This window comes from Chryseobacterium taiwanense, from assembly GCF_000813825.1.
GTDB classification, from domain to species: Bacteria; Bacteroidota; Bacteroidia; order Flavobacteriales; family Weeksellaceae; genus Chryseobacterium; species Chryseobacterium taiwanense.
This window is the reverse complement of sequence record NZ_JWTA01000015.1, coordinates 55836-79102: the sequence shown is the minus strand read 5'-3', so window position 1 is coordinate 79102 and position 23267 is coordinate 55836. Positions and strand designations below refer to the sequence as shown.

The window sequence follows — 23267 nt, the reverse complement described above, 5'->3', positions numbered from 1 at the left end:
GAAATGGGAGGCTTTTTTGTAATCAAATTAATATCTTTGAGGTATGAATCTTACTAATATAAAACAGCCGTTTACAGAGGTTTTTCCGGGAGATTTTTCTGGAAACCCATTACAGAGAAATACTCCTAAAGTTTTATTTTCGAGTGTCATGCCGGTTGATTTTAAAAAACCTAAACTGATTATTTTTAATGAAAAACTTTCAGAAGAAATTGGGTTGGGGAAATATGAAGAGAAAGATCTTGGCTTTTTGGTAGGAAATCACTTGCCGGATAATATTAAACCTTATTCAACTGCTTATGCAGGACATCAGTTTGGGAATTGGGCAGGACAATTGGGAGATGGAAGAGCAATCTATGCTGGGGAAATTAACAACGCTGAAGGAAAGATAACGGAGATTCAATGGAAAGGAGCAGGTGCAACACCATATTCCAGACATGCAGATGGAAGAGCAGTGCTTAGATCTTCGGTTAGAGAATATCTTATGAGCGAAACAATGTATCACTTGGGTGTTCCTACAACAAGAGCATTAAGCTTATCCCTTACAGGGGAAAATGTAGTAAGGGATATTTTATATAGCGGGAATCCTCAGGAAGAAAAAGGAGCTGTAGTGGTAAGGACGGCGGAAAGTTTTCTGAGGTTCGGGCATTTTGAACTGATGTCTGCCCAACAGGAATATACTACATTGCAGAATCTTCTAGATTTTACAATACAAAACTATTTTCCGGAAATTCAATCTGAAGGAATACAAAAGTATAAAGACTTTTTTGAAAATGTTTCCACAAGAACCGCTGATCTTATGGTCGAGTGGTTTAGGGTAGGTTTTGTACACGGCGTTATGAATACCGATAATATGTCGATTCTAGGGCTTACGATAGATTATGGACCATTTTCAATGATGGATGAATATGATTTGAATTTTACCTCTAATACGACAGATCTTCCGGGAAGAAGATATGCTTTTGGAAAACAGGGGCAGATCGCTCAATGGAATCTTTGGCAATTAGCAAATGCTCTTCACCCGATGATAAAAGATGAAAAGTTTTTGGAAGATACTTTGAATAAATTCGGAGATTATTTTTGGAAAAAGCATGATAAAATGTTGTGTAATAAATTTGGATTTGACCAATTATTAGAAAGCGATGAAGATTTTTTTGTCAATTGGCAGGGATTGATGCAGGAATTTCAACTTGACTACACACTCTTTTTTAATCTGCTGGAAAAAATAGATGCAACTTCCGATTTGAAAACTGAATTTGAGAAAATTGCCTATGTTCCATTAGATGAGAAAGCTTTGTCAAAAATCAAAGATTTTATCAATCAATATGAATTAAGACTTGAAAAAAATGAAATTTCGCGAGCAGAATCTCTGGAATTGATGCAAAAAAATAATCCTAAATTCACGCTGAGGAATTATCTTCTCTATGAGTGCATTGAAGAAATTGAAAACGGAAAAACAACTCTACTAGAAAAATTAATCACAGCTCTGGAAAATCCTTATGAAGAAAAATTCCCTGAATTTTCAGTAAAAAGACCTTCAAAATATGATGATGTATCGGGGTGTTCTATGCTTTCTTGTAGCTCTTAATGCTTGAAATAAAATAGCTTATTATGTTTAAATTATTGCGAAATGAAAAATAGTTGGCCAATTCAGGCTGTGTTTTTTTATTTTTGCAAAAAAATTAACAGTGTCCATACAATCAAAACTTTATAGTTTTTTTAAAATAGTTTTTCCTTCTACCTATATAGAACTCGGAGTTTTTCTCTTCTTTCTGTCTGTATATGGGATTTTAGGATCTTATATCGCGGTTAATTATACTGTTATTTTTGATGACAGAATTCCTTGGGATGCTTATTTTAGTTTTGATAATCGCTCGATTGTGATGACGGGAGGGAGTTTTGAACGCCATCCTTTGTCGTATTATTTCTTTAATTGGCTTCGTGAGCTGGCTTTTCTTTTTTCGGATGGAAAGAAAGATGATACATTTAGATTGGTCCTAGCTTGGATGAGTAATTTGATGGTCAGTTTAAGTATTGTTCAGATTTTCAAATATTTGAAAAATATTATTGGATTGCCACTGGTAATTACTCTTTTACTGGTTGTTTTCTTTTCATTTTTTTCAACATCTATTCTGCTTTCATTCACTCCTGAGAACTTTACCTACACATTATTTCTTCTGATGCTGTTTAATTATTATGCGGCAGTCAGAATTAAAAATGATAAAAAGATTTCTCCTTTGGCTCTTGTTGCGGGTGGTGTTACTATTGGAGGGCTTACAATTACCAATTTGGTAAAGGTTTTCATTCCTGTGTTTTTTGAGAAAAATCTGTTTAAAAACTGGAAAAAACTTTTGGATGCATTGATAAGAGGTTTGGTGATGGTAATCTGTTTTGTTTTGTTGTATTTGAACAGAATTGAATTTAAGTATGAGAATATTTTCTCTAAAACCAGTAGTCAGTATGAGAAGTTTTCTAATGCAGAACCCGCTTCAGTTTGGGATATGATCGTTTCTTTCTTTTTCGGAGGAAATATGCTTTTCTCAAGCTTTATCATAAGAGATAAACATAATATGAAAGGCTTTCATTACAAAGGACTGTTTATGGACGTCTATTCGTCGCCGATTTCGTATCTGTTTGTATTTGTTGTATTGAGTTTGCTTTTGTGGAGTTATTGTAAAAACTTTAAGAACAAATTAGTTCAGATTATTACAATTTCTTTTGCAATAGATATTATCATACACTGCTTTATGCGATTTGGTCTTCATACTTCGTACATCTATGGAGGGCATTTTATTTTTGTATATGTTTTGCTCTTAGGATGGCTTTTTTATGCCTATAAATCCTCTCCGAAAATGTTGTCATTTCTTACAGCGATTATGGGAGTCCTGTTGGTGTATTTGGGATATAATAATTATTTGAGAATGGAAGAGTTTTTTGACTTTCTGGATACATTCTATCAATAAAAAAAGCTGAGAACTTTCTCAGCTTTTTATTTTTGTATTTCTTTGATTACTTAGCTTCTGCACAGAAAATTCTGTACTGTACGGCTACTGCAGATTTGAAATATTCTTTGATTTTAGAAAGATCAGAAGCGGCACTTTGCTTACTGAAATAACTTCCTGCCAAGATTTTGTAATTTGGTCGTAAAGAAGCGTCGGTTTCCACTTTCAGATTCGGAAATCTTTTTCTGAAATATGTTTTGATTTCATTCGCTTCATCATTACTCTTTACTGTAGTGATTTGTATTTTGTAACCTAAAATTCTAGGATTTTTTCTGCAAATTTCTGCATTGGTTAGCTCTCTGTTCGGAACTAAAATTTTTGTTGGTTTCGATGGGGTGTCGTCATCTATCACATTAGAAGATTTACCATAAGAAACTTTGGAACATTTATCTTCCAGACTCGTCAAAGCATCATTTACTCGTGCGTCCATGCTCATAATAAGCTCCGTACCGGATAAAGTGTCTTTTTTTACAACCTGTTGTGCATCAATATTATAAAAACTGATTATAGATAATATCGAAAATAATTTTATCAAATTTTTCATTTAAAAGTTGTTTCAGCAAATTTATACAAATAAAAAATTATACCAAACTGAGTTATTTAGAATCAATACAAATTAAACTGAAATGATATTTTCCCCTTTCTATATGCCGTTAAATTTCTGTTAAATATATTATTTTTGCGGAATTGATTGAATGTTCAATATTTTACTAACATAAGATAATTTAAATGATTAGTTGGAGAAAGCATTATAAACAAACGTTGGTTGCAATAGGCTTATTGTTATCAACCAGTGCTTCAATTTACGGGCAAGACGGCGATCCTAAAAACGGAGAGAAACTTTTCAAAGCGAATTGTACTGCATGTCACGCGCTAGACAAACAAGTTGTAGGTCCACCTTTGAAAGGAGTGGTAGAACGAGTTAAGACAGAGGGTGGCAAAGATACAGAGTGGCTTCACAAGTGGATCAAAAATAACAAGGAGGTCAGAGAATCTGGCGATAAGTACGCCAATGAGATTTTTGAAAAATTTAATAAGACTGAGATGCAGTTGTTTCCTAATCTTTCAGATAAGGATATCGATGATATCTTAGCGTACACAACTAATCCTCCGGCTCCGGAAGAGCCTAAAAAGGATGCTGCAACACCGGGTGTAACAGGAGATGCACAACAGGCGGCGCCAGTAAGCAGCACTACAACTAGCGTTGTAATTATTTCCCTTTTAGCTATTGCAGCTTTATTAGTTTGGATCTTAATAAAACTAAGACAGCTAGTAAAACTTGGTCAATCTGAAGACTTAGCAGGGCTAAACGAAACAAGAGTAAAATCTTTCAGCGAAGTTTATGAAAAGTACCACTACGTAGGTAAAGGGTTAATCGCTATTCTAGCGTTACTAGCTACTTACGGTGTTTGGAACTGGATTATGTGGATTGGTGTTTATAAAGGATACAAGCCTGAACAACCAATTTACTTCTCTCACAAAATTCACGCTGGAGAACAAAAAATTGACTGTCAGTTATGTCACTCAAGTGCTAAATACGGTAAAGTATCAGAGATTCCTTCTATGAATGTTTGTATGAACTGTCACAAAGCAATTGGTGAGTACAACGCAGATCATTATATGGAGCCTGGAAAAGATAAGGCGTTCTATGACGGAGAAATCCAGAAAATTTATGCAGCTACAGGTTGGGATCCTGCAAAACAACAGTATACAGGGAAAACTCAGCCGGTTGAATGGACAAGAATCCACAACATGCCAGACTTTGTTTACTTCAATCACTCTCAGCACGTAGTAGCAGGTGAGCAAGCGATTATCAATTCTTTCAACAAAAAGAACCCTACGAACAAAATTGATGTTGTTTGTAAAGCTTGTCACGGTAAGATCGATACAATGAATGTTGTTCAGATGGCTAATGATTTCACTATGGGATGGTGTATCGAATGTCACAGAACTACTGAGGTTGATATGAACAACGGTTATAATAAAGAATACTTCAAAAATCTACACGACAAGTTGAAAAAACAATATCCTCAGGATGGTGGTAAGATTACTGTAGATGCAATTGGAGGTCTTGAGTGTGGTAAATGTCATTATTAATAACTAAAAAATTAGAAGTATAAATGGCTTCAAACAAAATACAATTTAGAAGTATTCATGAACTTAAAGATCCAGCTTTAAATGGTAAGCTGGCTCTGAAAGAGTTCCAGGAAGAAATTCCTGTAGAAGATTTCCTTGGAGATGCTGAACAGAATGGTTCCAGCACTTCAAGAAGAGATTTCTTGAAATTATTAGGTTTCTCTACGGCGGCAGTAACATTAGCTGCTTGTGAAGCTCCGGTAATTAAAACGATTCCTTACGTGGTAAAACCACATGATATTATTCCGGGAGTTCCAAATTATTACGCTTCAACATATTTCGACGGTTTTGACTTTGCTAGTGTTTTAGTAAAAACTAGAGAAGGAAGACCTATTAAGATTGATCCTAACCCAGCTGCTGGTGATTTAGGAAAAACTAACGCGAGAGCTCAGGCAAGTGTACTTTCTCTTTATGATAATGATAAAGTAAAACAACCTAAGTTTGAAGGTAAAGACGAAACTTTCGATAAAGTAGATAGTTTTGTAATCCAAGGATTGGAGGAAGCGAAAGCTGCAGGTAAAAGAATCGTGTTATTGTCACATTCTTTTGCTTCACCTACTTTCAAGAAATTATTTGCAGAATTTAAAGCAAAATATCCTACAGCTGAATTAGTAACTTATGATGCTTTCCCTTATGCTGCAGCATTAGACGCGGCTCAGGAAGTATTCGGAACAAGAGCATTACCTGTTTATGACCTTAAAGGATCTGAGCTAGTAGTTGCTTTCCAAGCTGATTTCTTAGGAGACTATAACGCAGGAAGCTTAGAAACTTCTTATGCAGCAGCAAGAAAGCCGGGAGCAAACATGTTGAGACACGTACAAGTGGAATCAAACATGTCAATCACTGGTGCTAATGCTGACGAAAGAGTAAGATTAAAACCAAGTGCTGTAAACAAAACTTTAGTTGAAGTTTACAACGCAATCGTAGGAGGTGGTACTTCAGATAAGACTGCTTCTGAACTAGCTAAAGAATTATTAGCAAAAGGTAGCAAAGCTGTTGTTTTCGCTGATGGTTCTAAAGGAGCTCAGGTTTTAGCACACTTAATTAACCAAAAATTAGGTTCAGTTGCTTTCACTGGTAAAGCTAACTTCCTAAAAGATTTCGATAAAGCAAGATTCCAGGAATTCCTAGGATGGGTAAATGCAGGTCAGGTTGGTGTATTGATCGCTAACAATGTTGATCCGATTTATTCTTACCACAAAGGAGAAGATTTCAAAAAATCTTTAACTAAAGTTCCTTATGTAATCGCAGTTGCTGATAAGAAAAATGAAATGTACAAAGCAGCGAAAGCTGTAATTCCTGTAGCTAACTGGCTAGAATCTTGGGGAGATATTGAGCCTCAAACAGGTGTATATTCATTAATGCAGCCAACCATCCAGAAAATCTACAAATCAAGACAGATCGAAGAATCTCTATTGGTTTGGAAGAATGGTAAAAACAATGCTGCTAATAATTATTATGATTATTTAAAAGCGAATGCTTCTTCTATCTTAGGAGGAACTTCTTTCAACAAAGCTTTATATAATGGTATCAATGTTTCTCCAAATGCTACAACTTTAGCTTACGCAGGAGGAAATGGTGCACAAGCTGTTGCTGAATTAGGTGGTTTCAAAGCTTCTGATTTAGAATTGGTATTGTATACTAAGACTTCTATGGGAGACGGTACTCAAGCAAACAACCCTTGGTTGCAGGAATTACCAGATCCATTGACAAGAATGTCTTGGGATAACTACTTGACTATTTCTCCGAAAGATGCAGAAAGATTAGGTATTGATAACGACCTTAACGCGAGAATGCAGTTAGACGGTTCTATAGTAAACCTTACTGTAAACGGAGTAACAATAAAAGATGTTCCTGTATTCGTTCAACCGGGACAAGCTGACGGATCTGTAGGTCTTGCACTTGGTTATGGTAAAAAAGATTCAGGAGCTACAGCTGATACAGGTGTAAATGCTTATCCATTATTTGACGGTTCTAACTTAGTTATTGCTAACGCTAAAATCGAAAAAACTGGAGAAGATCACGAATTTGCAGGTATCCAGCTTCAAAATACACTAATGGGACGTTATGAAATCGCTAAAGAAGTTCCTTTGGCTGAATTCTTAAACGTAGCATTCGATGATGAGCACGAAGGATGGAATAAGCCTTTGGAATATCACACAATCAGTGGAGCACTTCCTGCAAGAAAAATTGACCTTTGGGATGCTTTCGATGATACAGACGGTCCTCACTTTAACTTATCAATTGACTTGAACTCTTGTACTGGTTGTGGAGCATGTATCATTGCTTGTCAGGCTGAGAACAACGTTCCTGTTGTAGGTAAAGAAGAGATCAGAATGTCTAGAGATATGTATTGGTTAAGAATTGACCGTTACTATTCTTCAAGACAGAAAGTAGAAGTATACGAAGGATTAAAAGATGGATTAGCTGTTCCTGAATTGTACGGTACTGCATTCAATAAAGAAGGAGGTGCATTAAACCACCCTGCTGATAATCCTGATGTAATCTTCCAGCCGGTAATGTGTCAGCACTGTAACCACGCTCCATGTGAAACTGTATGTCCGGTTGCGGCTACTTCACACGGTAAGCAAGGTCAGAACCACATGGCTTACAACAGATGTATCGGTACTAGATACTGTGCAAATAACTGTCCTTACAAAGTAAGACGTTTCAACTGGTTTACATATAACCTAAATGACAAGTTCGATTTCAACATGAATAACGATCTTGGAAGAATGGTACTAAACCCGGACGTAGTTGTAAGAACAAGAGGGGTAATGGAGAAATGTTCAATGTGTATCCAGGAAACTCAAGCTACAATCTTAGCTGCTAAGAGAGAAAACAGAAAAGTTACAGACAACGAATTCAAAAATTCTTGTGCTTGTGCTGCTGCTTGTTCTACCGGAGCAATGACGTTTGGAGACATGAATGACAAAGAATCTGAAGTGAGAGAATTATATTCTAGCAACAGAAGATATTATTTACTAGAAGAGATCGGAACAAAACCAAACGTGTTCTATCACACTAAAGTAAGAAACAGAGTAGAAAAATAAAGTTTAAATAATAAATAGGTAAAAAATGTCAGGACATTACGAAGCTCCGATAAGGGAACCTCTAATTATTGGTCACAAAACTTATCACGATATCACAGAAGATATTGCACGACCTATCGAAGAAAGAGCAGGTAAATTATGGTGGATTTCATTATATGCAGCCTTAGTTCTATTCATCTATGGATTCGGATGTATCGCTTATACTATCGGAACAGGTATTGGAGCATGGGGGCTTAACAGAACTATTAACTGGGGTTGGGATATCACCAACTTCGTATGGTGGGTAGGTATTGGTCACGCCGGAACCCTAATCTCAGCGGTATTATTATTATTTAGACAGAGATGGAGAATGTCTGTAAACAGATCAGCGGAAGCGATGACGATTTTCGCGGTTGTACAGGCAGCTATCTTCCCAGTAATTCACATGGGTAGAGTATGGGTAGGATATTGGGTATTCCCTTTACCAAACCAGTTCGGTTCTCTTTGGGGGAACTTTAACTCACCTCTACTTTGGGACGTATTCGCGATCTCTACGTATTTCTCAGTATCAACTGTATTCTGGTTCATGGGTCTAATCCCTGACTTTGCAATGATCAGAGATAGAGCTAAAACGCCTTGGACTAAGAAAATTTATACATTCCTAGCATTTGGTTGGGGAGGTAAAGCAAAACACTGGCAACGATTCGAAGAACTTTCTTTGGTTCTTGCAGGTTTGGCAACTCCACTTGTATTCTCAGTACACACTACCGTATCTTTTGACTTCGCAACTTCGGTTATTAAAGGATGGCACTCTACAATCTACCCTCCTTACTTCGTTGCCGGTGCGATCTTCTCAGGATTTGCAATGGTACAAACACTATTGTTAGTTGCAAGAAAAGTGTGTCACTTAGAAGACTATATTACAATGTATCATATCGAAATTATGAACATCGTAATCATCCTTACTGGTGGTATGGTAACTGTAGCTTATGCAACTGAATATTTCATCGGATGGTATTCTGGATCTAGATTCGAAGACTTTACTTATCTTTCTCCAGGTGCTGCTGTTGGTCCTTATTGGTGGGCTTTCTGGTCACTAATTATCTGTAACCTTGTTGTTCCTGCTTCATTCTGGTTCAAGAGATTGAGAACGAATATTATCTGGACATTCATCGTTGCATTGATCATCAACATCGGTATGTGGTTTGAGCGTTTTGATATCATCGTTATCAACCTTTCTAGAGACTACTTACCAGGATCTTGGACAATGTTTAAACCAACGATCATTGATGTAGGTGTATACTTAGGAACTATCGGATTCTTCTCTGTATTATTCTTATTATATGCAAGAACATTCCCTGTAATTGCACAGGCTGAATTAAAATCGATTTTGAAAATCTCAGGTGAAACTTATAAAGCAAAAGAAGGAGATGAGCACCACTAAAATTGTATACGGACTTTATGCTGACGACGACGATTTAATGAACGGCGTTAAAGCATTCAACGATAAAGGAATCGCTATAAATGAAGTTTATACTCCATTTCCGGTTCACGGACTAGACAAAGCTTTAGGTTTAAAGAAAACTAGAATTTCTGATGCTGCTTTCATCTACGCTCTTTACGGTGTTACTATCGGTGCTACTGTAACTTGGTATGTGATGAACCATGACTGGCCTCAAAACATTGGTGGTAAACCAGCTTTCGATTGGGGACACAACATGCCTGCATTCGTAGTACCAATGTTCGAGCTTATGGTATTCTGTGCTGCTCACATGATGTCATTAACTTTCTTAGTAAGAAACAAAATGTATCCTGGAGCTCCTGCACAAAACCCTGATCCAAGAACAACGGATGATAAATTCATGATGGAATTCGTAACTGAAGATGTAGAATCTGTAAAACAGTTACTAATTGAAACTGGAGTTGAAGAAATAACTGTTAAAGACGCTTAAAATGAAAAAGAACGTATTAAGAATTGCAGCAGTTTTAGGTTTAACAACAGTTTTACTTAACTCTTGCGGACCGAAAGAAAATACTCCATTGGTGTATTTCCCGGATATGTATTTCCCGGTAGCTTACGATCCATTGATGAAAGCTCAGGATGCTTATTCAGATCATGAAAATGAAATTCCAGCATTTGTTAAAAATAATGGTGCAACAGGTCTTTCTCCAGTAGAAGGATCGGTGCCTCAAAATAAAGACGGAGTTTTTGAAGAAGGAAAATTACCTAAAACAACTGACGAGTACAACGCGGGTTATGAAGCTTCAAAAGCAGTAACAGCTTCTCCTTTGAATCCTGCAAATGCAGAAAAAGATATCGAAAGAGGGAAAATGTTATTTGAGAAAACTTGTGCTGCTTGTCACGGTGTAGGTGGTGACGGACAAGGATCTATTGTACAGAGTGGAGCATATTCTGGAGTACCAAACTATGCTGACAGAGATGTTACTGTAGGATCTGTTCATTATGTGTTAACGAACGGTAGAAACAACATGGGATCTTATGCAGGTCAATTGAATGCAGGAGATAGATGGAGAGTAGCTATGTATGTGATGAGTGCTTTCAAAAAAGGAGCGGCAGCACCAGCAGCGGCACCAGCAACAACTGAAACGACTACCGAAACTAAAAAATAAGAAAAGAAATGTATAGTTTTTCACCAAAATTAAAATCAACTTCTATAATCCTTCTTGTTGTAGGTTTAGTTCTATTTGGTATTGGTTTCTTTATGAACAAAGGAATCTCTACTGAGAAAATAGGAGAAATGATGGAGGCTGTTCATGCTTCTGGTCATACTGCACCTACACATTCAAGTGAAATGGTAGGACCTCAGGATCATGCTGCTCACCTTGAGCATGCTACATTACAGGTTCACAACCAGCCTTTAGCAGCAATACATTTCGTAGCTGTATTTTTCTTTGGAGTTAGCTGCTGTGTATTATTCTTCTATTCTATTCAGCACGCTGCACACGCAGGATGGCCAATCATTATTACAAGAGTAATGGAAGCTATTGCTTCTTATATTCCTTGGGGTGGTGCTATTTTAATTATCTTAATGATTTTAAATATCACGCATAATGGTCACTTGTTCCATTGGATGGATCCTGAATTGACAGACCCTGAGTCTGCTCACTTCGACGTAATCCTATTCGAAAAGAAAAGATTCTTAAATATACCTTTCTATGCAATAAGAACTTTCATCTATGTATTGGGAGCATCTTTCTTCGCATGGAAACTGAAAGCTCAGTCTAAGAAAGTAGATGAGACTAAATCTAAAGTAGAATATCAAATGCTTTACAGATGGGCAGTTGGATATATCGCATTCTTCGGATTTGCTTCTGCAGCTTGGGCTTGGGACTGGTTGATGTCTATTGACCCTCACTGGTATTCTACAATGTATATCTGGTATTCAATGGTTAGCTGCCTATCAAGTGGTATTGCAGTAATCATTTTACTAAGTGTATACCTTAAGAAAAATGGATTCCTTCCACAGTTCAATGATAATCACTTACACGATTTAGGAGTATTCCTTTTCGCTACAAGTATGCTTTGGACATATACATGGTTCGCTCAGTTCATGCTTTATTGGTATGCGAACGTTCCGGAAGAGGTTAACTACTTCTTTGGAAGATTCCAACACTATTCTCCAACGTTCTTACCAATGCTTATTGTTAACTTCTTGTTGCCATTATTAGTATTAGTAAGTAGCAGTATCAAGAGAAACTATAAAGTGGTTACAACAATGGCTGTAGTGGTTATTTGTGGTCACATTTTAGATTACTTCAACATGGTAATGCCGGGAACGGTTGGTCCATACTGGAACACTCCTGAAGTATTCTTATTAGTATTGGGAGCAATCCTATTTGTAGCAGGGTTATTTATGTTCACAGTGCTTTCAGCATTATCGAAACTAAAACTTATTCCTACAGGAAACCCATTCCTACACGAATCTGAGATTTACGAATATCCTTTCTAAGGAATATTGTAACAAAATAAAATTATAAAAGACTGATTGTTAAACAATCGGTCTTTTTTTATGCGAATAATTGAAAATTTATAATCATTTGTGTAACCTTTTTTAATTTCAGAGGTCTTAGTATTAAAAATAAAACATTAAAAAGAAATTGCCATGAAAACAAAACTGCTGCTTCAGATCCTTTTTATTTTTGCATTACAATTCTTCAATGCACAAACCATCACCTTTGTTTCCGAGAAAAATAACAAGCCCCTTCCTAAGGTTTCAGTTCTTGGAAGTGATGGAAATATTTTGGCGTTTTCTGATATTGACGGGAAAATAGATAAAAAGGACTTAGACCCATCCAAAGAAAAGTTTCAGATAGTTTATGATAACTTTACCGTAGCTTCATTGGCCTATTCTGATTTCGATAACGGAACCATTAAAATTAATGATCGTGTAAAAGATATTGAACCTGTTATAATCAAAAACGGCAAGCCTGCTAAATATATTATCATAAAAGGAAACTTTAACTCATATCTTACTGTAAACAATAAGCTGAACAGTTACACAGACGGAATCATAACTTACATCTTCGATAACGAAACTAAAAAACTTAAAAGTAAAAATGTAGAACAGTACAGAGTATTCAAATTAGAAAATGTACAGCTTGAAAGAAAACGTACGATTACTTTCGACTTTACCAATTCATTGGAGCTTCCGGATTTGAAGGATGTAGGAAACATCTTAGACTATAAAAAGAAAAACTCTGTGATCAAGGAACTGAAAGGAGACCAAAAAGACCAGATTGAAATTACAGGAGAAGCATTGCAGAAAAAAGAATTTGCATTTCTTGGATACCGTTTTTTCGATTTGAAAAGTATTTTGAATGCCTCTTATGAAAAGAACTCAAAAAAAACATTGCGTGACTTTTTAGAATTTAATGAGATCGCTTTTCTTAAAGTAAAACACAAAAGCGAACCGGATTATAATCAATTGATTTTATACACAAATTTTTACCCTACCGAATTCTCTTTTAGCAATGAAAAAGATGTTGAGAAAGTAAAATTCGATAAAGACGTGAGTAATTATTCAACAAAATATTGGGAGGATTCATCATTTCCAAACATGCAGACTATTTTCAGTTCTTTCTTTAAAGACGATCTAAAAGAACAAGAAAATAAAAAATAAAATCTCCATTAATAAATGGTTTTACTAAATTTGCAGCAAACCCGAAAAAAATGAAAAAGTTTTCTTTTCTACTAATTCTCAGTTTATTGCTGTTTACAGCATGTAAAAAAGATCATGTAGATGCAACGAATACAAAAACATTACAATCAAGTATTAATGATATGACTTCAAGTCTGCCTACGATCAAGCAGATTAAATTTAATGAAGCCTTATACATTTTGAAAACATTTGGAGTAGATGCAGATGGAGATATCAATGAGCTTAAAGCTTTAGGACAATTGATTAACGGTAAAAAAGTTCCGGAAATCCTGGCTTTGGCAGATGAAGTGGCTCAAAAAAATGGGATAGAATGGGCAAGTACAGCACCGCCATCTTTGGGTGAAATGAATATTTTCGGGGATGATCAGGCAAAAGAAAGCGATCCAAATGATGTAAGAGCAAGCTCATTAAGTATTATTACAAGACCAACAGGAGACGATGGGGCAGGAGCTCCAACAGCGCTTCAGATTGTGCCAAGATTGGTAGATAACGCAGGAAACCCTGTAGCTTTTACAGGAGCAGGTTTAGAAGCAACTCTTGAAGTTTTCAGTAATGGAGAAAAACTGGCAACAGCAAAAAACCTGATGCAGGATAATAACTTTAAAGGATTTAATTTAAAGTTCTCTTCAATTCCGGCAGCTAAGGTGATCGATAATAAAATTGATATTACGGTTTCTGTAAAAACGACGGCTAAAACTTTCAAAATGTCAAAGATCGGATTAGATGTTAATCCTTCAGCATTGAAAGTTCCGGAAGCTCCTAAAGTAGATTCTACGGCAGTAAATCAGGATCCGGCTGTAATTGATCCGAATAATCCTGGAGCAACAACTCCAACGACTCCAACAGATCCTAATGCGACAACAACGCCAACACCAACTCCGGCAGCTCCAAAACAACCGACAGCGGATCCAAGAACAACAGTAAACAGCTTTTTAAATAATGTGAGTTCACAGAATTTGAAAGCGGCTTACAATTCTTCAAACAATCCAAGCTGGGGAAGTTATGAATCATTTTCAAATCCAAATTCAGGATTTGGAGCGGTGAAAAATGTAAGTGTTAAAAACATCACAACTACTGGATCTAACGCAAATGGGGCAAGTGTGAATGCAACATATGACGTTACCGATAAAAGCGGAAAAACAACTTCTTTGAAAGTAACTTTCGGACTTAAAAATGTAAATGGAGATTGGAAGATCTCAAGTTATAAAATAAACCCATAAATGGCTTCATCAGACCTTATCAAAAAGCTTGAAAGCACAATTGAGAATATCCCTGATTTTCCGATTCCCGGAATTCAGTTTAAGGATATTTCTCCCATATTTCTGAATCCAAAATTGTACGAAGAAGTAATTGAAGACTTGGTAGCTTTCAGCAAAGGAAAAATAGATGCCGTTTGCGGAATTGAAAGTCGCGGTTACTTATTCGGAATTGCCATCGCAGTAGCATTGGAAGTTCCGTTTATCCTGATCAGAAAAGCAGGAAAACTTCCACCACCGATTATTTCAGAAAAATATGATCTGGAATATGGAAGTGCGATTATTGAGACTAGAGAAGGGCAAATAAAGCCGGGGCAAAGAGTTTTGATTCATGATGATCTCTTAGCAACAGGAGGAACTACAGAAGCCGCGGCAAAATTAGTGGAAAAACAAGGTGCAACAGTTGCACAATTCAGTTTCCTGATTGGGTTAAAAGGATTGAACGGTGATGAAAAACTGAAAAAGTTCAACGCCGAAATCTATCATATTTTAGAATATTAAAAATTTTCAAACAATAGTTAAAAGCTTCATAAACGTGATTTATGAAGCTTTTTTAATGAATGACGATTAGCAATTTACTTCATTCACGGAATATTTATTCACTTTTATCAATAATACGCACAAAGTATTTTGTAAATCACTAAGAAACAATTAAATTTGCAGTTCAATTTTTAAAAATTTATGGCAAAATTGGAAAAGAATGCTCAGAATGAGCAAGAAGGTAAAGAAACAGTAGAGTTTTTTAAAGATCTTGACAGAGAAGCTTTAAACACTGAAAGATTTCTTGAAAAATACTCAAAACAAATCGGAATCGTTTTCGGAGTTTTAGTTTTGGGAGTTTTAGGTTTTTTTGGATATAAGCAATTTGTAGAGGCTCCAAAGAACGTAGAAGCTGTAAAAAGTTACCTTGCTGCACAGAAATATGCTGTTGAAGGAAAAGATAAAGAAGCTCTTGGTGGTAAATCTGCCGCTAATCCAGGGTTTTTAGGAACATATGAGAACTATTCTGGGACTAAAGTTGGAAAGCTTTCAGCTTACAATGCTGGTCTATTGAAATTCAAAGCTGGGAAGTTTCAGGAAGCATATGATCTTTTAGATAAATTCTCTTCTGACAACAAAACGTTGATGGCAATGAAATTCGGAGCAATGGCAGATGCAAAATCAGGTCTTAACAAGAATGATGAAGCGCTTGCATTATTAGATAAAGCTTCTTCTGCTTCTGATGATCCTTACACAGCCTATTATTTCACAAGAAAAGCAGGAATCGTAGCATTAGGTCTTAAGAAAAATGCCGAAGCTAAAAAGTATTTTGCTACAATTGACGAGAAATATCAGGACTACGACAACGGAATGTCTGATTCTTATATCGAAATGACTAAATATTATTAAAAACATGGCAACAGTTAATCTTTCCGATTACAAGCCACTTCATATAACTAATGCCGATGAGTTTTCAATCGGCATTGTTTTTTCTGAGTGGAATGATTTTGTAACGTACAACCTTCGTGATGCAGCATTGGAAATTCTTGAAAAAGAAGGGGTGAAGAGTGAGAATATTACGCTTTTCTCAGTTCCCGGAGCATTTGAATTGAACTATGCGAGTATGCAGCTTTGTAAAGAGCGAAAATATGATGCAGTAATTGCGATTGGCTGCGTTATTCGCGGAGAAACGCCTCATTTTGACTTCGTTTGTTCTGCAGTAGCTCAAGGGATCAAAGATTGCAATATCCTTACCGATACCCCTACCATCTTCTGTGTACTGACTGATGATACCAAAGAGCAGTCTATTGCAAGAAGTGGAGGAGATCTTGGAAATAAAGGCGTGGAAGCAGCAGTAACCGCTCTAAGAATGATCGATTTTAAGAAGAATTTATCCGGGAAAAAAGGAAATATCGGATTTGGACATTCTTAATAGAAATAAAGAAAATAAAAAAGGAGCTTATATCAAGCTCCTTTTTTATGTTAATCAATCAGATGAGGGATAAAACGACTCTGATTATTGGTAATTAAATTAACGGATTCTCTGATGCCAATTCCGGCAGATTCCTGACCAATTATCCAGCTTCCGATAACAGGATAATTTCCATTGAAATTAGGGAGATCAAACAGTTGTTGATAGATATAGCCTTCTTTCCCGTATACTCCGTCATTTTGCTCCAAAGGCATATTATTTTTAAACAATGTCACATTGGCGCCTTCTCTTGAATAGATAGGTTTTTTTACGAAATCAGTTAGATGTTTGGGCTCAAAATAGGATTCAAGTAAATAAGGGTGATTAGGATAAAGTTCCCAAAGAATAGGTAAAATAGCTTTTGAAGAAAGCAATAATTTCCAGGCAGGTTCTATCCATTGAGATCTGAAATTATTTTTAATAAGCTTTTCTCCAAAACCATCCTCAAGAATCCATTCATAAGGATATAATTTGAAGATATATTCCATAATGGTTTTATCTCCTGCAATAAATTCTTCAATGTCTTCTGCCCAGCCAATATCCTGAATCGCGATAAATTCAGTGTCAAACCCGGCTTGAGTGGCGCAATCCCTTATATATTCCACATTCGTTGCATCTTCAATATTCGTAAGCGATGCGAAATAGATATAATGAGGATTCATATAGTTCTTAAGATACTTCCAGTAATCAACCAGCTTTTCGTGGATAGAATTGAACTGATCTTTGTACGGATACATTTCCTGAAGCCAGTACCATTGCACTACAGAAGCTTCATACAAAGATGTCGGAGTGTCTGCATTGAACTCTAAAAGTTTGAGGTTAGTACCGTCAAAACCAAAATCAAATCTACCATAGATAGAAGGATGGTCTTCTTCCCAGCTTGTAATGATATAGTTTTTAAACCAGTCAGGAATATTGAATCGGTGCCAAAGACTTTTTTCAATAATATAATCTACCGCTTCAAGGCACATTTGCCAAAGCTCGGCAGTCGCATTTTCTATTTTGTTGATTTCTTCTGATGAGAACTGATAATAATGGCTTTCATCCCAATAAAGACCTTCTAAAGAATGGTATCCAAAGCCTAAATTTTCAAGTTTGTGTTCCCAGTTTTTTCGGAAACCGGAGGTAATTCTTTCCATAATTATGATGATGCTCTAAATCCGCTTCTTCCCAATCCTCCTCTTGTTACATTTCCTTTATAAGTGCTTCTGCCGATATTCGATTTTGAGCTTATAGCATCACTGTAATATCCTGCTTTCTGATAAGAGCCGTTATGAAATGAACCATAAGGTCTGAAAGCATGATACCAAAAAAATCCCGGCATAAAACCATGGCTTCTGGTATAAGATGCTGTAGAATCAGATCTCATGTATACTTTTTTCTCATTCTTCCATTGGTCTTCAGGTTTGTTTTGGGTACATGAAGCAAGAATTCCTGTTACAAAAAGCAATTGTATAGAACTTGATTTTTTCATTACTGAACGGTGATATAAAATTCGTAATCTTTTTTGGTTTTTGCAGTCTGATCATAACCCTCCTTGTTCTCACCACTCACGAGAGTATCTCCCAAAGAAGGAATCGTATCGGTCTTGATAATCTCTTTGAAAAGTTTGTTGTTTTTCCAGATTTTATGTTTGGTGATTAAAACATCTGCGGAGTCGATATGCTTTACAGAAAGTTCTGTTTCGATAGATGCATTTTTGTCGATGCTGTTTACTTCATCTTCTTTATATTCTTCATTACAAGACTGTAAGCTCAATACTCCCAATAATAAAAGGAAAATTTGAATTTTTTTCACTTTAGTTTTAATTTTTCACAAAAGTAATTATTTAGTAATGATATTATTTTAAATTTACATATAAAATAAAAACTTAAATATGAAATGGACAGACGATAGAAGCGGCAACGTAGAAGACAGAAGAGGTTCTGGCAGTGGCGGAGCAATTGTAGGAGGGGGGCTTGGAACTCTTATCATTGCAGCGATTGTATTTTTTCTGGGAGGCGATCCTTCTTCTATTCTTTCTTCAGGAAGTATGGGAAGTGGAGGAGCAGCAACTGAACAAAGACAACTTAACGAGAATGAGCTTAAAATAAGAGAATTTGTAGAAATGGTAACTGCTGAAAATGAAGAAACCTGGACTAAAGTTTTCGCGGAAAACGGATTGAAATATCAACCGGCAAGAGTCGTTTTATTTGAGAATACAACACAATCAGGATGTGGAACAGCTCAATCTGCAATGGGGCCTTTTTATTGTCCGGCAGATCAGACGGTGTATATGGATATGAGTTTTTTTAAAGAATTGGAACAGCGTTTCGGAGCTAAGGTAACCGAATTTTCCATCGCTTACGTAATGGCTCACGAAATGGGACATCATGTACAGAATCTTTTGGGAACGCTGGGTGAAACCGATAAAGTAAGAACAAGTGGAAACTATTCCGAAGCACAGGTGAATAAAGTTTCCGTTGCTACAGAGCTTCAGGCAGACTTTTATGCGGGACTTTGGGCAAAACAAACGGATAACAGAGAACGTATATTGGAACCGGGAGATATTCAGTCTGCGATAGATGCTGCAGAAGCGGTGGGAGATGATAATATTCAAAAAAGATCACAAGGATATGTCAACCAAGAAAGCTTTACTCACGGATCTTCAGCTCAGCGTAAAGAGTGGTTTATGAAAGGATACAATACCGGAGATATCCGACAAGGGAATACCTTCAATCAGCTTTTAAGTAATTAATCGAAATAAAAAATCCTGAAGAATTTTCTTCAGGATTTTTGTTTTATTGAATTTCTATAGGGTTGCTGTTTCTTTTGGCTTCATCTTTTACTCTCTCTTCCATTCTCTTTCTCATATCACCCGGGTTTTGGTTTCCACCGCCACCGCCGCCAATTCTCATCGGTGCACCAATTCCACCGCCACCACCTTGATTCATGAATGACATTGGATCGGTTTTAAATTTTTCCTGTTGCTTTACAAAATCTGCTCTTTTTACTTTGATCACGGTTCCAAACTGATTTAAAGCTGGGATTTCAGCGATTTTGTAATTTTTCATTAAGTCAAAAGAATAATCTCCTTTGTCGTCCTCAGCCTTTACAACAAGTCCTGGAAGTCCACTGAATTTATAAGGGCCATCTTGATACGGTAGATCTGTTGTAAACCATACAGTCCATTTTCTACCTCCAAAATCCGTTTCTGCTTTTTGAACTTTATAATCACCTATTTTAGTCGTTTCTGAAGAAATTTTCCAGTTAATAGGGCGGTCTTCCTCGTATACATAGATATCTCTTCCTAATCGGTCTTTATAAATCGTTTTCTGATTTTCTTTATCCTTTTCAATAGAGTAGTTGATGTTTGATCTTAGGCTTTCCATTTGATCTCTGTTGAAGCTTCCTCTTCCGCCGCCACCTTGAAAGGCTTTTTGCATAATAGAGTCTCTTTTAACCCTGTTTTCAGAATAGAAAAGAGATTTTTCTGCCGAAATATCTAAATAGGCATTTTCGGTTTTAATGTCATTTTTATTAGAAGCGTCTGGTTTCATGGTCACCTGATACACAAATCTGTTGGCTTGTGCAAAAGCAGTCTGCATGAACAACGCTAAAGCTATAATTCCTAACTTTTTCATTTATTTATATTTTTTATCTTAATTCAATTGGGTTTTGAGGAGCGGTGTTCATCATTGGAGAACTGCCACTTTCCGAATTCATATTGGGCATCGGCATATCGCCTCCCATTCCTCCTGGATGTTGTCCCATACCACCGCCATTCATTCCTCCTCCGTGTCTTCTGCCGCCTCCGAAATTTTGCATTCCGGCTCCGTTTCCGAGCATGTTTTTTCTTCCTTTCATCGATTCCAACTCCAACGCCGCTTTATCTCCCTGAAAATTAATCCTTGTGCTTAGTTTTGCGTCAGGATTAGTTGTTTCTTCAAAAGAGTTTTGTAAGATGATTTTTTTTACAAGATCAAATCTATAATCCCCTTTGTCATCCTCCAGTTTTACGATAAGTCCGGGTAAACCTGAAAATTTATAAGGTCCGTCGGAAATACTAATATCTTTTGTAAACCAAGCCGTCCAGATTCTTCCTCCAAAATTAGCAACTGCTTTCTGAGCAGGATATCCGTTTTGTTTTCCGGATTCATTAGTAATTTCCCATTTTATCGGGCGGTCTTCCGGATAATAAATCTGTTTTCCACCCACTCTGTCATGGTAATAGACTTTTTGCTCAGGAATATCTTTTGTGATGAAATATTCAAAAAAAGTAGCTTCAGGTCTTTTTATCTTTCCTGATTTTGAAAAATCTTTGTTCTCTTTTTTCTTACTTCCTTTTTCTTCAGGCTTAAAAGTCGCAAATAAAGAATCCCGGATTAATTTATTTTCGCTGATAAATAAAGATCGATTTGCTTTAATATCTAAGAAGGTTCTCTCCGTTTTCATGGTCACCAGATTGATGGAATCAGGATTTACTGAAGTTTCATAAATATATCGCGTTGTCTGCCCATAGGACTTTATTAATGAAAACAATACAAAAAAAACAAGCAATTTCTGTTTCATTGTTAATTTTTTTAATAGATAAAAAATACTGCTCAAAGTTAAATCAAAAACGGAATTTGCAGATTTGAAGGCGAAAATTTATACATTTTTTAACATTAGCAACCCTATTAAGAAAGATCTTATTAATAACAGAATCATTAAAATAGATATCTTCAATTTGAGATTGCGGAAATTAGTTCGTATTTTTGCAGAAAGTAAATCATTCTAAATAAATACAATGATAAAAGTATCAGATCAAGCAAAAGCGAAAGCCATCCAACTGATGACAGAAGATGGTTTTAAACCTTTTGAAGACTATATAAGAGTTGGGGTGAAAAGCGGAGGATGCTCTGGTTTAGAGTATGTTTTGAAGTTTGACAACGAGAAAACAGATACAGATCAGGTTTTTGAAGACAATGACATTAAAATTATTGTAGATAAAAAATCAATCCTCTATTTGGCAGGAACAATTCTAGAGTATTCTGGAGGTTTGAATGGAAAAGGATTTGTTTTTAACAATCCAAACGCATCAAGAACATGTGGATGCGGAGAAAGTTTTTCTTTATAGAAAAGACATTAGATAAAGGAAATCAGACGAAACTCTGAAATCTAACATCTGAAATCTAAAAAAAAGTAATGAGTAAATATACTGAAGACGATCTAAGAGTCGATCTAGAAAATAAAAAATATGAATTCGGTTGGGAAACGAAAATCGATTATGAAGATTTCCCGACGGGTTTAAATGAAGATATTGTCCGTGCGATTTCTGCTAAAAAAGAGGAACCGGAATGGATGACAGAATGGCGTTTGGAATCTTTCAGAATCTGGTTGAAAATGGTAGAGCCGGAATGGGCTAATATTAAATATGAAAAACCGGATTTTCAGGCGATTAAATATTACGCAGCACCAAAAGCTAAGCCGGAATTGGAAAGCTTAGATGAAGTTGATCCTGAGTTATTGAAGACTTTTGAAAAATTAGGAATCAATATCGAGGAGCAAAAAAGACTTTCTGGCGTTGCGGTAGATATCGTAATAGACTCGGTTTCTGTAAAGACAACTTTTCAGGATACATTGATGGAAAAAGGAATCATTTTCTGTTCAATTTCTGAGGCTATTAAAAATCATCCGGATTTAGTAAGAAAATATCTTGGGAAAGTAGTTCCTAGAGGAGATAACTTCTATGCAGCATTAAATTCTGCAGTATTCTCTGACGGAAGCTTCTGTTACATTCCAAAAGGAGTAAAATGTCCAATGGAATTGTCTACGTATTTCCGTATCAATCAGGCAGGAACAGGTCAGTTTGAAAGAACGCTTGTAATTGCTGACGAAGGAAGTTATGTTTCTTATCTTGAAGGATGTACAGCACCATCGAGAGATGAAAACCAGCTTCACGCAGCTGTTGTTGAGTTGATCGCAATGGATAATGCTGAAATCAAATATTCAACGGTTCAGAACTGGTATCCGGGAAATGAAGAAGGAAAAGGTGGAGTTTTCAATTTTGTAACGAAAAGAGGACTTTGCGAAAAGAATGCAAAAATCTCTTGGACTCAGGTTGAAACAGGTTCTGCGGTGACTTGGAAATATCCTTCATGTATTTTGAAAGGAGATAATTCTGTAGGTGAATTTTATTCAATCGCAGTAACCAACAATCATCAGTATGCCGATACAGGGACAAAGATGATCCATATTGGAAAGAATACAAAATCTACGATTATTTCTAAAGGTATTTCTGCAGGAAAATCTCAGAATTCATACAGAGGGTTGGTAAAAGTAATGCCAACTGCAAAAGGAGCAAGAAACTTCTCTCAGTGTGACTCTTTATTGATGGGTAACGAATGTGGAGCACATACTTTCCCTTATATCGAGATCAAAGATCCCTCTGCACAATTGGAACACGAAGCAACAACTTCAAAAATCGGGGAAGACCAGATTTTCTACTGTAACCAAAGAGGAATCGATACGGAAAGAGCAATTGCTTTGATCGTAAATGGTTTCAGTAAAGAAGTCTTAAATAAATTACCAATGGAATTTGCTATTGAAGCTCAAAAATTACTTGAGATTTCTTTAGAAGGATCTGTAGGATAATCTTAGTTTATTGAAAAGGGAATTAAGATAAAAAATAAAAAAATAATATTTCATTCGCTAGCGTTAATGCCTTTGTTAATTGTGGTTTAGTGTTACAA

Annotated in this window: 22 protein-coding genes; 16 read left to right on the top strand and 6 right to left on the bottom strand. The window is 36.1% G+C overall.

Annotated features, from left to right (window positions below):
- Positions 1-43 precede the first annotated feature (43 nt).
- Both RM51_RS14950 and RM51_RS14945 read left to right on the top strand, forming a co-directional pair.
- The gene (locus RM51_RS14950) at positions 44-1585 is read left to right on the top strand and encodes a protein adenylyltransferase SelO (protein WP_039371307.1); all 1542 of its coding nucleotides are present in this window, start codon (positions 44-46) and stop codon (positions 1583-1585) included.
- A gap of 100 nt (positions 1586-1685) precedes the next feature.
- A complete protein-coding gene (locus RM51_RS14945; RefSeq protein ID WP_228375821.1) occupies positions 1686-2960 on the top strand; it encodes a DUF6080 domain-containing protein in 1275 nt (424 codons plus the stop codon).
- A gap of 46 nt (positions 2961-3006) precedes the next feature.
- Here the strand turns inward: RM51_RS14945 and RM51_RS14940 are convergent, their stop codons facing one another.
- Positions 3007-3543, bottom strand: a complete 537-nt coding sequence (locus RM51_RS14940; RefSeq protein ID WP_039371304.1) for an SPOR domain-containing protein — start codon at positions 3541-3543, stop codon at positions 3007-3009.
- 185 nt (positions 3544-3728) lie between these two features.
- Here RM51_RS14940 and RM51_RS14935 point away from each other — a divergent pair, with 185 nt between their 5' ends.
- The 11 genes from RM51_RS14935 to ribH all read left to right on the top strand — a co-directional run bounded on the left by RM51_RS14935 (position 3729) and on the right by ribH (position 16515).
- Complete coding sequence (locus RM51_RS14935; RefSeq protein WP_039371302.1) at positions 3729-5096, top strand: c-type cytochrome; 1368 nt, start codon at positions 3729-3731, stop codon at positions 5094-5096.
- 23 nt (positions 5097-5119) lie between these two features.
- Positions 5120-8188 carry a TAT-variant-translocated molybdopterin oxidoreductase gene (locus tag RM51_RS14930; protein ID WP_039371299.1) on the top strand — a complete coding sequence of 1023 codons (3069 nt, stop codon included), beginning with the start codon at positions 5120-5122 and terminating at the stop codon, positions 8186-8188.
- A 25-nt stretch (positions 8189-8213) separates the two neighbouring features.
- On the top strand, positions 8214-9611 hold the full coding sequence (gene nrfD / locus RM51_RS14925; RefSeq protein WP_027381049.1) for an NrfD/PsrC family molybdoenzyme membrane anchor subunit: 1398 nt from the start codon (positions 8214-8216) through the stop codon (positions 9609-9611).
- A complete protein-coding gene (locus RM51_RS14920) occupies positions 9598-10119 on the top strand; it encodes a DUF3341 domain-containing protein (RefSeq protein WP_039371295.1) in 522 nt (173 codons plus the stop codon). Before nrfD ends, RM51_RS14920 begins: the two co-directional genes overlap by 14 nt.
- A 1-nt stretch (position 10120) precedes the next feature.
- Complete coding sequence (locus RM51_RS14915; RefSeq protein ID WP_039371293.1) at positions 10121-10798, top strand: c-type cytochrome; 678 nt, start codon at positions 10121-10123, stop codon at positions 10796-10798.
- A gap of 8 nt (positions 10799-10806) precedes the next feature.
- On the top strand, positions 10807-12138 hold the full coding sequence (locus tag RM51_RS14910; protein ID WP_039371290.1) for a hypothetical protein: 1332 nt from the start codon (positions 10807-10809) through the stop codon (positions 12136-12138).
- Positions 12139-12291: 153 nt separating this feature from the next.
- Entirely contained in the window at positions 12292-13308 is a 1017-nt protein-coding gene (locus tag RM51_RS14905) for a hypothetical protein (RefSeq protein WP_039371288.1), read from the top strand.
- 50 nt (positions 13309-13358) lie between these two features.
- Positions 13359-14567: an NTF2-like transpeptidase gene (locus tag RM51_RS14900; protein ID WP_039371285.1), complete on the top strand. Its 1209-nt coding sequence runs from the start codon at positions 13359-13361 to the stop codon at positions 14565-14567.
- On the top strand, positions 14568-15104 hold the full coding sequence (locus RM51_RS14895; protein ID WP_039371281.1) for an adenine phosphoribosyltransferase: 537 nt from the start codon (positions 14568-14570) through the stop codon (positions 15102-15104). It abuts the gene before it with no gap.
- A 180-nt stretch (positions 15105-15284) separates the two neighbouring features.
- Positions 15285-15992: a YfgM family protein gene (locus RM51_RS14890; protein WP_039371278.1), complete on the top strand. Its 708-nt coding sequence runs from the start codon at positions 15285-15287 to the stop codon at positions 15990-15992.
- Positions 15993-15996: 4 nt separating this feature from the next.
- Positions 15997-16515 carry a 6,7-dimethyl-8-ribityllumazine synthase gene (gene ribH, locus RM51_RS14885; RefSeq protein ID WP_039371275.1) on the top strand — a complete coding sequence of 173 codons (519 nt, stop codon included), beginning with the start codon at positions 15997-15999 and terminating at the stop codon, positions 16513-16515.
- 50 nt (positions 16516-16565) lie between these two features.
- On the opposite strand, the gene RM51_RS14880 is transcribed toward ribH, so the two are convergent.
- Genes RM51_RS14880 through RM51_RS14870 form a run of 3 tightly spaced genes read right to left on the bottom strand, consistent with a single transcriptional unit; the run spans position 16566 to position 18351 of the window.
- Positions 16566-17693, bottom strand: coding sequence for a glutathionylspermidine synthase family protein (locus tag RM51_RS14880; RefSeq protein ID WP_316932329.1), 1128 nt, complete (start codon positions 17691-17693; stop codon positions 16566-16568).
- A gap of 2 nt (positions 17694-17695) precedes the next feature.
- Positions 17696-18028: a hypothetical protein gene (locus RM51_RS14875; protein WP_039371269.1), complete on the bottom strand. Its 333-nt coding sequence runs from the start codon at positions 18026-18028 to the stop codon at positions 17696-17698.
- Entirely contained in the window at positions 18028-18351 is a 324-nt protein-coding gene (locus RM51_RS14870) for a hypothetical protein (protein WP_039371266.1), read from the bottom strand. The genes RM51_RS14875 and RM51_RS14870 overlap by 1 nt, the downstream gene beginning before the upstream one ends.
- A gap of 79 nt (positions 18352-18430) precedes the next feature.
- On the opposite strand from RM51_RS14870, the gene ypfJ reads away from it, so the two are divergent.
- On the top strand, positions 18431-19291 hold the full coding sequence (gene ypfJ, locus RM51_RS14865) for a KPN_02809 family neutral zinc metallopeptidase (protein WP_039371264.1): 861 nt from the start codon (positions 18431-18433) through the stop codon (positions 19289-19291).
- Between the two features lie 43 nt (positions 19292-19334).
- Here the strand turns inward: ypfJ and RM51_RS14860 are convergent, their stop codons facing one another.
- Both RM51_RS14860 and RM51_RS14855 read right to left on the bottom strand, forming a co-directional pair.
- Entirely contained in the window at positions 19335-20177 is an 843-nt protein-coding gene (locus RM51_RS14860; RefSeq protein ID WP_039371261.1) for a GLPGLI family protein, read from the bottom strand.
- A gap of 13 nt (positions 20178-20190) precedes the next feature.
- On the bottom strand, positions 20191-21105 hold the full coding sequence (locus RM51_RS14855; protein WP_052248524.1) for a GLPGLI family protein: 915 nt from the start codon (positions 21103-21105) through the stop codon (positions 20191-20193).
- 217 nt (positions 21106-21322) lie between these two features.
- Here RM51_RS14855 and RM51_RS14850 point away from each other — a divergent pair, with 217 nt between their 5' ends.
- Together RM51_RS14850 and sufB are read left to right on the top strand one after the other, a co-directional pair.
- Positions 21323-21652, top strand: a complete 330-nt coding sequence (locus RM51_RS14850; RefSeq protein WP_039371260.1) for a HesB/IscA family protein — start codon at positions 21323-21325, stop codon at positions 21650-21652.
- Positions 21653-21720: 68 nt separating this feature from the next.
- The gene (gene sufB / locus RM51_RS14845; RefSeq protein WP_039371257.1) at positions 21721-23169 is read left to right on the top strand and encodes a Fe-S cluster assembly protein SufB; all 1449 of its coding nucleotides are present in this window, start codon (positions 21721-21723) and stop codon (positions 23167-23169) included.
- Positions 23170-23267: the final 98 nt, after the last annotated feature.